Source organism: Microbacterium sp. zg-Y1090 (genome assembly GCF_030246945.1).
Classification (GTDB): Bacteria; Actinomycetota; Actinomycetes; order Actinomycetales; family Microbacteriaceae; genus Microbacterium; species Microbacterium wangruii.
Genome location: NZ_CP126742.1, coordinates 1934807 through 1945908 on the forward strand (window position 1 = coordinate 1934807; position 11102 = coordinate 1945908).

An 11102-nucleotide genomic window follows, 5' to 3' on the forward strand; every position below is an offset into this window, starting at 1 on the left:
GTCATGCCCGCTTTCCGAGGAGCCCCGAGGGTCGCACCAGCAGCACGACCGCGAGGAGGATCACGACGATGAAATCGCCCGTGCCCTGCAGATAGGTGTTGGCCACCTGCTGCAGCACCGCCACCACGACGGAGGCGATCGCGGCGCCGGTCAGCGACCCGAGGCCTCCCACGACGGTCACGATGAAGGCGAAGATGAGCAGCGTCGAACCGAGGTGGGCCGACACGAACGTCTGCGCGTGCATGGCCAGCACGCCGCCGATGCCCGCCGCCGCCCCGCCGATCGCGAACACGACGGTGAACGAGCGGCGCACGTCGATGCCGAGCGCCGTCACCATCGCGCGGTTCTCGACGCCGGCGCGGATGATCATGCCGTAGCGGGTCCTGCGCAGGAACAGCACGAGGGCCAGCAGCACGAGGACGGCCGCGATGATCAGCACCCAGTATTTGTTGGGAATGCTCGCCCCCAGCACCGGGGTGGTCGCCGCCAGCCACGGCGGGCCGGAGATGTTGATGGCATCCGTCCCCCAGATCCCCTCGAACAGGGCCACGGCGGCGAAGGAGAGCCCGACCGTGACGAGCACCTGTTCGATGTGCCGTTCGTAGAGCGGGCGGATGAGAACGAGCTCGGTGAGGGTGGCGAACAGCGCCCCGACGCCGGCGCCGACCAGCAGCGAGGCGAGGAACCCGCCCCATGACTGCGTGCCCAGCGCCTGCGCCACCTGCCAGCCGACGAACGCGCTCAAGGTGAGGAACGCGCCGTGGGCGAAGTTCAGCACATGCATGAGGCCGTAGATCAGGCTCAGTCCGCTGGCGACGAGGAAGTACAGCGCCCCGAGACCGACGCCGGTGATGAGGGTGAGGACGAGGGTGCTCATGCGTGGGCCTCCGCACTGACGCCGAGGAGCCGGGTGGTGAGGGCGGGGTCGTCGAGGATGCCGCGGGCGCTGCCGGTGTGCACGACGCGTCCGCCGGCGATGACGACGGCGTCGCCGGCCAGCGCGCGCACCACCTCGAGGTTCTGCTCCACGAGCAGGATGGGCACCACCTTCGACGCCTCCCGCAGGGCCTCTGTCACCTGAGCGACGATCATCGGGGCCAGGCCCTTGGTGGGTTCGTCCACCAGCAGCAGCCGGTTGTCGTTGAGCAGTGCCCGGGCGACGGAGACCATCTGCTGCTGCCCGCCCGAGAGGGTGCCGGCGCGCTGGTCGCGCCGCTGCACGAGGTCGGGGAAGAGCGCGTCGACGAACTCGCGGCGCGGGTTGCGCTGCCGTTCCGCGAGGGCCAGGTTCTCGGCGACGGTGAGGCCCGCGAACACCTCACGGTCTTCCGGGACGTACCCGACGCCGCGCTGCACGATGCGGTGCGTCGGCAGGGAGTCGATGCGCTCCCCCGCAAGCACCACGGTCCCGCGCCGGTGGATGAGGCCGAGCACCGCCCGCAGCGTCGAGGTCTTGCCGACGCCGTTGCGGCCGAGCACCGCGGTGATGCCGGTGGACGGCACCTGGAAGGTCACGGATTCCACGACCTGCTGCCCGGCGATGGTGGCCGACAGGTCGGTCACCTCGAGGATCGGCTCGGCGCTCATGCGGCCGTCCCCGTCCCGAGGTAGGCGCTCTGCACGGTGGGGTTCGCCATGATGCGCTCCGGGGTGTCCAATGCGATGATGGTGCCGAAGTACAGCACGGCCACGAGGTCCACCAGTCCCATCAGCACGTCGATGTGATGCTCGACCATCAGCACGGTGCAGTTCTTTTCGCGGTGCATCCGGCGGATGTTCTCCACGAGCCCCGCCACGTCCCCCGACGCGACCCCGGCCATCGGCTCGTCCAGCAGCACCAGCCGCGCGTCGGTCGCCAGCAGCACCGCGATCTCGAGCTTGCGCTTGTCCCCGTGCCCCATGTCCCCTGCCGGGGTGTCGAGACGGTGCCCGAGCCCCACCTCCTCCAGCATCGCCACGGCCCGCTCGGTCGCGGCATCCGTTCGCCGGGGGAAGCGCAGCAACGAGTAGTCGCCGCCCTCGCCGACCTGCGCGGCGAGGCGCACGTTCTCCAGCACACTCAGGCGCGGGAACAGGCTGGACGTCTGGAAGGTGCGTCCCAGCCCCGCCCGCGCCCGGGCGGGCACCGACAGCGACGTGATGTCCGCGCCGTCCATCAGGATGCGACCGGCCGTGGGCTTGACGATGCCGGAGACCGCGTTGAACAGCGTGGTCTTCCCGGCGCCGTTGGGCCCGATCACGCCGACGAGACGTCCGGGCGGGATCTCGAGGTCGACGTCGTGGAGGATGGTCGCGCCGCCGATCTGCAGGCCGAGGCCTTCGATGCTCAGCGCGGCGGGAGCGGCGTCGGTGCGGGGCGCGGACGGGACGGGGATGCTCATGCCTGCGTCCGCTCAGCCGGCTTCGGCGGGGGCGACCGCGTCGGCGGGAGCGGTGTCGACGAGTTCGGGAACCAGCGCCCCGTCGGCGGCGACGAGCTTCACCTGGTACATCTCCTGCAGCAGGGCGTGGTCGGAGGCGCGCACCGTCGTCGGGCCCTTCGGGCCGCCGAACGAATAGCCCTCGAGGGCGGCGATCATCGCGTCGACGTCCCCGGCTCCCTCCCGCACCGCCTGCACCAGCATGAGCGCGGCGGTGAAGCCGTCGGGGGTGAAGAGGTCCGGCGTGCCGCCATCGGCTTCGACCCGCTCGATCATCGCGGCGTTGACCTCGTTGTCGGGCCCGCCGGCGAAGTAGTGGTTGAGGAAGCTGATCTTCTCGGATGCCTCGCCGTAGGCGCCGAACGTCGCCGCATCACCGAGACCGGTGACGACCGGGATCGCGTCGAGCACGCCCTGCTGGCTCATCGCCTGCCACATCGCGCCGGAGGTGGCCCCTGCCCACGCGACGAACACGAGGTCGGGGCTGCCGGCGATCACCTGCTGGGCGAACGGCGTGAACTCGGTGACGTCCTCGGCGACGAGCACGCTGTCGACCTCGGCCCCCTGGGCGCCGAGGATCGCCGAGACGGCGGCCTCGTTGCCCTGACCGAAGGCGTTGTTCTGCGCGAAGACGGTGATCTTCTTGCCCTCGATGTCGTCGAGGAAGGTGCCGGCGGTGGCGACGTCCTGCGCGCTCTGCCGGCCGGTGCGGAACGTGTACTCGTTGATGCCCGTCACCGCGTCGGCGGCGGCGGGGCCGGAGAGGAACAGCACCTGGTTCTGCGCGGCCTGCTCGGCCAGTGCGAGCGCGACACCCGACGATGCGCTGCCGGCGAGGATGTTCACGCCTTCGCCGATGAGCTCCTTGGCGATGGTGACGGCGGTGTCGGGGTCGCCGGCGTCGTCGCGGTACTCGATCACGAGCGCCGTGCCGTCGACCTCGTTGGTGCCGTCGGTGGCGTAGTCGAGTCCGGCGCGGAATCCCTCGAGGTACTGCTTGCCGTACCCGGCGAGCGGTCCGGTCTCGCTGGTGATGACGCCGACGGTGACCTCCGCGGGTCCTTCGGCGCCGGGTTCGGCCGCGCCGCCGGCGGCATCCGGCGAGGGCGCGCACGCCGAGAGGACGAGGGCGGCCGCGGCGACCACGGAGCCCAGGAGCAACTTCTTCGTAACGCGCATGGGCGTGCCTTTCACCATTGAGAGGATGCAAACCTGAGATGTGATTCAGGTATTGCGAATCTAGGGACCGGGCAGGGCGAAGTCAAGGGTCGGAACCACCGGGCGGCGATCACCCGCCGGACTTGCGTGTGTTCCCACCACAGGGTGTCTGCTGTCTGCAGCGGATGCCGTCGCCCGAGGCGATGCACCCCGAGACGGAAAGGACCTGCATCATGAAAGCCCTCAGAGTCACGATCGTGATCGTCGTCGTCATCGCATGGGTCGCCGCGGCGGGAAGCCTGATCACGGCCTTTGTCGACCTCTCCTCGCTCCCCGCGTTCGCGCGCGGCGCGCTCGGGCTGTGGCCGGACCCCGGCACGCCGGCATCCCTGGCGGTGCGGTTCGGGGCGATCGGCGTGGTCGTGGCCGGGATCGTGGCGCTGCGCGTCCTGGGCAAGGCGATGGAGCGCCGGAACAGCTCCCGCGCCGCCGCCGAAGCGTAGCGTCGCGCCCGGCGCTTCCGCACACACCTGGTCATGAGCCTGGGCCGCGCGCCTTCAGGCGGACGGCGCCCGGTCAGGAAGGCAGGGCAGTGACCGTGCCGCCGCTTCCTGGTTGGCGGGAGAAGGAGACTCCGTACGTGTGCATCATCCATTCAGCGACGACCGATTTGACGAACTCGACCGCAACGAACCACTCCATCGGGGGCGGCACGTATCCCGGCCACGCCTCGCGCGGCGTGTAGTAGGCCTCCGATCCGTGCCGCCGGTTGTCGCCAAGGCTCGGATCGTTGGCCGAGTTCTCGAAACTCACCCGCTGCTCAGCAAACGATGGATCGAGACTTTCCAGCCATCGCACGAATTTCGCTTTCCCCTTGAAATGACCTATCAGCAGATCCCACACCCGCCAGAGATCGATCCATACCCAGTCGTCATCGATGTGCTGGAGGAGTGCAAAGATTCGCCTCACCCACGGCTCTCTGGCAGCGAGCCGAAGTAGCGCATCGGCGGATGCTGGATCAAGGCCATTCGTCGACGTCGAGTAGCCGTAGATGGCTGTGACACGAAAGTCCATCATCTCGGTGGCCTGACCGTCATACACGTGAGTCAGTCGAGCCGGGTTCGCATGACTGTCCGACCTAAGGAGCGCCGCGATCCCGTTCATCGCCTGCAAGAGCCCCTCAGCGGTGTCACGAACAGCCCAGGCCTCTCGACGGTCATCGGCCGCATCCAGCGCCGTCGCCGACAAGTACCATCCTCTCTCATCGAACCCAACGAGCGGATCCGCATCGAAGAGGACGCGCAGCACTTGAAATTCGGTGACCTCAGATGCGTCGGTCCCCGACGCGGCGTACTGGCTCACCGTGTTACTAGTGAGCCGCGCCTTCACCCGCATGCCTAGAACCTAATACCTGACGCGCGTCATAGTGATGGGTCATAACGCGGTGAAAACGCGGGATTGACTGAGGTTCCTGAAAGAAGAAGCCCCGCACACTGGCGAGAGTGTGCGGGGCTACCGTGCACCCCCTGGGACTCGAACCCAGAACCCACTGATTAAGAGTCAGTTGCTCTGCCGATTGAGCTAGAGGTGCAGATTCGCACGGGGCGAACCGAGGAGCAACGTTACCATCCCGACACCGCACTTCGCCAATCGGGCCCTCTCCGCCCCGGTATCGTTGTGGTCGTGCCTCCCGCCTCCCCGACCTCGCCATGGTCGACGCCGTTCGACGGCGACCTCGCGGAGGACCTGGCTCTCGCCCTGCGGCTGGCCGACGCCGCCGATGCTGTCTCGATGGCGCGCTTCGACTCCCCCGACCTCGACGTGCAGACGAAGGCCGACGCGACGCACGTGACCGAGGCCGATCTCGCCACCGAGCGCGCGATCCGCTCGCTCCTCGAGCTCGAGCGCCGCGGCGACGGCGTGTTCGGCGAGGAGTACGGCACCAGCGGGGATGCCGCCCGCCAGTGGATCATCGATCCGATCGACGGCACGGCGAACTACCTCAAGGGCATCCCGATGTGGACGACCCTCATCGCGCTCGCGGTGGACGGTGTGCCGCGCGTCGGCGTGGCCAGCCAGCCGGCGATCGGCCGGCGCTGGTGGGCCGCGACCGGCCTCGGCGCCTGGACCGACTCCCCCGACGGTGCGGCCCGCCGCCTGTCGGTCTCACCGGTCGACCGCATCGATCGCGCCAGCGCCAGCTTCCAGAGCATCTCGCAGTGGGATGACGCCGGCCACCTCGACGCCCTGCTGCGCCTCTCGCGGGCGGTCTGGCGCGACCGCGGCTACGGGGATGCCTGGCCGTACATGCTGTTGGCAGAGGGCCGCCTGGAGTTCGTCGCCGAGTTCGACGTCAAGGAGTACGACATCGCCGCGCTGGTGCCGATCGTCACCGAGGCCGGCGGACGGTTCACCGCATTCGACGGTACCGAGTCGATCGCCGAGCGCTCGTCGCTCGCGACGAACGGCGTCCTGCACGACGACTTCCTGCGCCTGCTGCACCCCCCCACCACCCCCTGACACCACGACCGACGGAACCCCCGATGCCTTCGCCGCGCCTGCTCTTCACCGCCGCCCCGCTCCTGCTCGCCACCGCGCTCGCCCTCACCGGGTGCAGCGGGGCCGCCGCCGAGCCCGAGACGACCTCCACCCCCGCCCCCACGGTCGGAGCCGGGGAGACGATCGTGCCGTCGGCGGAGCCGGAGCCCGACGACACCCCCCAGGCGGCCCCGCCGACCCCGACCTGCACCGAGATCGTCTCCGCCGCGACGATCGCAGGGTTCGAGAGCGTCGGCTGGACGCACCGCGAGGAGCCGTTCCGCATCGGGTCGATGGTCGTCGAAGACGGCATCCAGTGCTCGTGGGCCGATTTCGCCGTCCCCGGCGGACCCCTGCAGGTCTTCGGATGGGCTCCCCTCGAGGGCTCGGACGCGAAGGCAGCGCAGCGGGATCTCACCGCGGCCGGCTGGCTGCGCGAGAGCGGCGACGAGGGCGTGTACATCACTGAGAACCCGCAGATGGCTCTCACCCGCGACGAGGACGGGTACGGGATGACCTACCTCTTCGGCGACGGCTGGGTCACCCTCGCCGACACCAAGCAGAGTCTCGTGCTCGTGGAGCGACCGCAGGCCTGATCGGCGCACCTCCGGCTTCCCCCGTCATCGCCGCCACGCGCTTGTCAATCCGGTGACGTCGGAGCCCAGCGGGGCGTAGGTTGGCATCTCCGACGGAGGGAGACACACATGGACAGCAACGCTTCGGCCGACCAGAACACGGACGGCGAGGGCACGACCAAGCCCGGCGGGCTCGGCCAGGACGGCACCATCCCCGCCAACCCCGATGGCGTCGCAGCTGGGGTCACGGACGAGGCGTCGACCTTCGAACCGGAGGAAGACGAGCAGGCCTGATCGTCCGCAGGACACAAGGAAACCCCCGGGAGGACCCCGGGGGTTTCCTGCTGCCGGCGCTCAGCCAGCGGGGAAATATGCCGCGTCGCCCGCGATGCCGGGCTTGACCGCGATCAGATCGCCCTCGGACGCGTCGACCGGGGCGAGGAGCGCGACGTTGCCCGTGCGGGTCTCGCCGCCGACCAGGGGCCCCGCCGTGCCCAGTCCGTCCGGCACGGTCACAGTGGCCACGTCGGTGGGTTCCCCGCCGGCCGGGAGATAGTCGGTGACGACGAACGAGGGGTACTCGCCCTCGTCGGCGTCGCCCGTGTAGGTGACGGTGAGGTTGGCGAGGACGTACTCATACCCCTCGGCCGGCGGCGCGTTGACGGCGTTCTCGGCGAGCACCGCATCGGTCTGTCCCGCCGTGACGCTGTTGACGGCGATGTCCCACTCCGCGAAGGCGACGGTCGTCCCCCACGGCAGCGGCTCGTCGCGGGAGGTCTCCGCCACCGCGACGACATCCCCGGTGCGCGCAGTCTCCGGCTCCTCGGATGCCTGGGTGACGGCGAAGCCGACCATGATGAAGAAGGCGATGAAGCCGATGATGGTGCCCACCGCCGAGGTGATGAGCGCGGCGATGCCGAGCGCTTTGCCCTGCCCCCTGCGGAACAGCGAGACGATTCCCGCGACGAAGGCGATCGGCAGCAGGATCCAGCCGACGAACATGATGCCGGGGATGCAGGCGAGCACCGTTCCCACGACGGCGGCGATGAGCGCGGCGAGCCCCAGGACGTTGAGCGGACGCCCGCCCGGGGTCGGGGCGGGATCAGCGGGACGGGTCTGGTGAGGCGGAGGCGTGGGCGCACCGATGGTCGGCGCCTGCCCCTCGGGATGGGGAGAAGTCATCCCTCCACTCTGTCAGCGACGGTCGAGGCCGACCGAGGGTTGCGCCGGCGAGGGGATCACCGCGATACTCCTCCCCCGCGCGGCGGAGCCGTGCGTGCGCACCCGACCGTCGGGGCGTGTCAAGTCCCTCTGCAGGCTGTCGCCTGCGAGTGCACAGTGGCCTCATGACTTCTGAGAACACCGGCCTGTCCGAGCCCGACGCCGTCCGCAAGGACATGTCCTACAGCCCTGCGAGTGAGACCGAGACGCAGCGCAAGCAGGAGGACCCCCTCCCCGACACCATCGACGACGAGATCGACGCCGACCAGGTGGTCGTGGCCCCCGGTACCGGCGGGCCCGATGACGCCGGCGAGGTCGAGGTCGACCCTGCCGACCTCCACATGCCGGGGCGGCCCGCGCAGGACTGACGCGTCGGCACGGGTCACGGCGCGTTCCCGCCCCTGTCCGCTCCCCCTGCTGAGGGCTAAGGTCCTGGCAGGCGAGAGGAGTGACGGTGGTGGATGCGGCATCCGACGGCCGCGGCCCCTGGCATCGCGCCGGCGCCCGCGTCGCGGCGACCTTCACGCTGCTGGCGGTCGTGACGGCCCTCACCTGGCTCCTCGGAGCCCCGCTCATCGCGCCCGCCGTGGGGTGGACGGTCGCAGCCGGGACCTACGCGGTCTGGTCGTGGATCGCTGTCAGGGGGATGGATGCCGAAGCCACCGCCGCCCATGCGACCCGAGAGGATCCGACGCGGCGAACGGGCCACACCCTGCTGATCCTCGCCAGCATCGCGAGCTTCGGAGTGATCGGCGTGCTGCTGGCCGAGAGCGGCCGCGCCGGCGGCGCGGAGACGATCTTCCTCATCGCAGCCGGCTTGATGACGGTCACCGCCTCGTGGTTCCTGATCCACATCCTCTTCATGCTGCGCTACGCCGCCACGTACTATCTCGCCGGCGGCACCGGCATCGACTTCAACCAGAGCGAGCCGCCGTGCTATCGGGACTTCGCCTACCTCGCCTTCACGCTGGGCATGACCTACCAGGTGTCCGACACCGATCTGACGAGCCACGAGATGCGCCGCGAGGCGCTGCGGCACGCCCTCCTGTCCTTTCTCTGGGGCGTGGTGGTGCTGGCGACCACCATCAGCCTCATCACCAACATCGCGACCTGAGCGCGAAGGGTACGACGGCCTTCTACCGCGCGACGCGGACGCGACGCTCTTCGAAGCCGACGACGTCGCCGATCTGCAGCTGCCGTCCGCGGCGGCGGTCGACCTCGCCGTTCACCGTGACGTAGCCGTCGATGATGGCTTCCTTCACGTCGCCGCCGCTGTCGAGGACGCTCGCGAACTTGAGGAACTGGCCGAGGCGGATGGATTCCCCGCCGATCGAGACGTCTTCGACCGCACCCGGATTGCTCATCGTCCCATGCTAGGCGACGGGCCGGTGCCCAAAGAGTGTGACCGTGAGCGGCGGAGGCCACCCCCTACCAAAAGAAAAGAGGCTCAGAGCCCGCGGGGTTCCGCGGGCTCTGAGCCTCTTCCGTGACAACGGTCTGGTGGAGATGGGGGGAATCGAACCCCCGTCCATCGCTGGGATACTGCGTTTTCTCCGGGCGCAGTCTGTAGAGACGTTCTGCTCGGCTCCGACCTTTGTCACAGACACCTAAGTCGACGAGCCCAGTCTGGAAAAAGTCCCGCGTGACGTCCAGACGCCGTCACACAGCAAGATCCCTAGATGACGCCAGGGTCCGTGTCGGGATCACACACGGTCTGACGGACTATCGGGCTCGCTTACGCAGCGAGGGCGAAGTCAGTGCGCTTGGATTCGGCACTTATTGGTTTTGCAGAGATCGTTAACGAGATAACCCTGCATCCTCGGCCCGCTTCTCGCAGAGACTCAGGCGATGTCGAAACCGATCATCCCCGTGAATCCCTCTTTCGAAGGAACCGCTGTCACGCTGTGGAGTTGCCAATCGGATGCCGAAGCACCCGAGCATCTCAGACTATAACGGATGCCACCCCCACACCATTCCGCGGCGCCCGGGAACCGCGTGCGAGGCGTCCGCGTAGAGTCTGTGCATGAGCGACGTCATCATCTCCGTCCGCGGCGAGCACGAGCGCCGGGTGGCCCCCGAGCACGGCGTGGTCAGCCTCAACGTGACCGCCGAGGGCCCCGACCGGTCGGAGGTCGTCGGTCGCGTGACCGCCTTGACCGAGCCGCTCACCGCCGCCCTCGACGCCGGACGTGCGGAGGGCCGCATCGTGGAGTGGTCCAGCGGCCGTGTGACGGTGTGGACGGAGCGACCCTGGAACGACGGGCAGCGTCTCGCGCCGGTCCACCACGCCAGCGTCGAGCTGTCGGTGACCTTCGACGACGCCGCACTGCTGTCGACCTGGGTGACCGACACCGCGGAGCGCGACGGCGTGCAGATCGCCGGTGTCGACTGGCAGCTGACGCCGGCGACGCGGGGGGCGGTCGAGCGCGACGTGGCATCCGAAGCAGTCGGTGTGGCCGTGGACCGCGCGACGGCCTACGCCGCAGCGCTGGGGCGCGGCACCGTCACGCCGCTGGAGGTCGCCGATGTCGGCCTGCTCGTCACGCCCGACCACGCCGACTCACCGCGGATGATGCGCGCGTCGTTCGCCGTCGACGAGAGCGCCGGCCCGGCTCTGCGCCTGCAGCCCGAGGACATCGTCGTGAGCGCAGCCGTCGAGGCACGCTTCAGCGCGCACTGACCGGCGCGCCGCACACCCGGCCGCTCTCGGTCAGTCGCCCAGACGGTTGCGCGAGCGCATGGCCCGCTCGGCCTCGCGCTTGTCCTCGCGCTCGCGGATCGTCTGGCGCTTCTCGTACTCGCGCTTGCCCTTCGCGACCGCGATCTCCACCTTGGCGCGGCCGTCGGAGAAGTACAGACGCAACGGCACCAGCGTGTAGCCACCCGCCGAGACGGCATGGGAGATCTTCACGATCTCGTCCTTGTGCAGCAGCAGCTTGCGGGTGCGCTTGGACGCGTGGTTGGTCCAGTGGCCCTGCGAGTACTCCGGGATGTGCACGGAGTCGAGGAAAGCCTCTCCCCCGTCGATGTACGCATACCCGTCGGTGAGATTGGCGCGACCCTGCCGCAGCGACTTCACCTCGGTACCGGTGAGCACGAGGCCCGCCTCGTACGTCTTCTCGATGGCGTAGTCGTGGCGCGCGCGACGATTGGTCGCGACGACCTTCTCCCCGCGTTCCCTGGGCATGAT

General features: G+C 69.3%; 15 protein-coding genes, 1 tRNA gene and 1 other RNA gene. 7 read left to right on the top strand and 10 right to left on the bottom strand.

The features are described 5' to 3' along the window. Position 1 precedes the first annotated feature (1 nt). Genes QNO26_RS09165 through QNO26_RS09180 form a run of 4 tightly spaced genes read right to left on the bottom strand, consistent with a single transcriptional unit; the run spans position 2 to position 3599 of the window. Positions 2-877 carry a branched-chain amino acid ABC transporter permease gene (locus QNO26_RS09165; protein WP_257638477.1) on the bottom strand — a complete coding sequence of 292 codons (876 nt, stop codon included), beginning with the start codon at positions 875-877 and terminating at the stop codon, positions 2-4. Next, positions 874-1587 (bottom strand): ABC transporter ATP-binding protein, encoded by a 714-nt coding sequence (locus QNO26_RS09170; protein WP_257530301.1) that lies wholly within the window; start codon positions 1585-1587, stop codon positions 874-876. The genes QNO26_RS09165 and QNO26_RS09170 overlap by 4 nt, the downstream gene beginning before the upstream one ends. After that, positions 1584-2381 (bottom strand): ABC transporter ATP-binding protein, encoded by a 798-nt coding sequence (locus tag QNO26_RS09175; RefSeq protein ID WP_257530299.1) that lies wholly within the window; start codon positions 2379-2381, stop codon positions 1584-1586. The genes QNO26_RS09170 and QNO26_RS09175 overlap by 4 nt, the downstream gene beginning before the upstream one ends. 12 nt (positions 2382-2393) lie before the next feature. Beyond that, the gene (locus tag QNO26_RS09180) at positions 2394-3599 is read right to left on the bottom strand and encodes a substrate-binding domain-containing protein (RefSeq protein ID WP_257638512.1); all 1206 of its coding nucleotides are present in this window, start codon (positions 3597-3599) and stop codon (positions 2394-2396) included. A 212-nt stretch (positions 3600-3811) separates the two neighbouring features. Here QNO26_RS09180 and QNO26_RS09185 point away from each other — a divergent pair, with 212 nt between their 5' ends. After that, positions 3812-4081 carry a hypothetical protein gene (locus tag QNO26_RS09185; RefSeq protein ID WP_257530297.1) on the top strand — a complete coding sequence of 90 codons (270 nt, stop codon included), beginning with the start codon at positions 3812-3814 and terminating at the stop codon, positions 4079-4081. A gap of 73 nt (positions 4082-4154) precedes the next feature. Here QNO26_RS09185 and QNO26_RS09190 read toward each other — a convergent pair whose 3' ends face one another. Next, entirely contained in the window at positions 4155-4940 is a 786-nt protein-coding gene (locus tag QNO26_RS09190) for a hypothetical protein (RefSeq protein ID WP_257638478.1), read from the bottom strand. A 156-nt stretch (positions 4941-5096) separates the two neighbouring features. Beyond that, a tRNA-Lys gene (locus QNO26_RS09195) sits at positions 5097-5169 on the bottom strand. A 92-nt stretch (positions 5170-5261) separates the two neighbouring features. Here QNO26_RS09195 and QNO26_RS09200 point away from each other — a divergent pair. The 3 genes from QNO26_RS09200 (at position 5262) to QNO26_RS09210 (ending at position 6985) form a co-directional block, all read left to right on the top strand. Further along, positions 5262-6098 carry an inositol monophosphatase family protein gene (locus tag QNO26_RS09200; protein WP_374679377.1) on the top strand — a complete coding sequence of 279 codons (837 nt, stop codon included), beginning with the start codon at positions 5262-5264 and terminating at the stop codon, positions 6096-6098. Between the two features lie 23 nt (positions 6099-6121). Beyond that, positions 6122-6712, top strand: coding sequence for a hypothetical protein (locus QNO26_RS09205; RefSeq protein ID WP_257530291.1), 591 nt, complete (start codon positions 6122-6124; stop codon positions 6710-6712). A gap of 108 nt (positions 6713-6820) precedes the next feature. Then, entirely contained in the window at positions 6821-6985 is a 165-nt protein-coding gene (locus tag QNO26_RS09210) for a hypothetical protein (protein WP_257530289.1), read from the top strand. A gap of 60 nt (positions 6986-7045) precedes the next feature. On the opposite strand, the gene QNO26_RS09215 is transcribed toward QNO26_RS09210, so the two are convergent. Next, positions 7046-7873 (bottom strand): DUF308 domain-containing protein, encoded by an 828-nt coding sequence (locus QNO26_RS09215; RefSeq protein WP_257530288.1) that lies wholly within the window; start codon positions 7871-7873, stop codon positions 7046-7048. Between the two features lie 164 nt (positions 7874-8037). On the opposite strand from QNO26_RS09215, the gene QNO26_RS09220 reads away from it, so the two are divergent. Together QNO26_RS09220 and QNO26_RS09225 are read left to right on the top strand one after the other, a co-directional pair. After that, positions 8038-8280, top strand: a complete 243-nt coding sequence (locus QNO26_RS09220; protein WP_257530286.1) for a hypothetical protein — start codon at positions 8038-8040, stop codon at positions 8278-8280. Between the two features lie 80 nt (positions 8281-8360). Continuing rightward, complete coding sequence (locus tag QNO26_RS09225; RefSeq protein ID WP_257530284.1) at positions 8361-9026, top strand: DUF1345 domain-containing protein; 666 nt, start codon at positions 8361-8363, stop codon at positions 9024-9026. Positions 9027-9048: 22 nt separating this feature from the next. On the opposite strand, the gene QNO26_RS09230 is transcribed toward QNO26_RS09225, so the two are convergent. Further along, on the bottom strand, positions 9049-9276 hold the full coding sequence (locus tag QNO26_RS09230; protein WP_257530282.1) for an RNA-binding S4 domain-containing protein: 228 nt from the start codon (positions 9274-9276) through the stop codon (positions 9049-9051). A 134-nt stretch (positions 9277-9410) separates the two neighbouring features. Continuing rightward, positions 9411-9781: a transfer-messenger RNA gene (gene ssrA, locus QNO26_RS09235) on the bottom strand. 154 nt (positions 9782-9935) lie between these two features. On the opposite strand from ssrA, the gene QNO26_RS09240 reads away from it, so the two are divergent. Continuing rightward, complete coding sequence (locus QNO26_RS09240) at positions 9936-10592, top strand: SIMPL domain-containing protein (RefSeq protein WP_257638480.1); 657 nt, start codon at positions 9936-9938, stop codon at positions 10590-10592. 30 nt (positions 10593-10622) lie between these two features. Here the strand turns inward: QNO26_RS09240 and smpB are convergent, their stop codons facing one another. Further along, a complete protein-coding gene (gene smpB, locus QNO26_RS09245; protein WP_257530278.1) occupies positions 10623-11099 on the bottom strand; it encodes an SsrA-binding protein SmpB in 477 nt (158 codons plus the stop codon). Positions 11100-11102 lie beyond the last annotated feature (3 nt).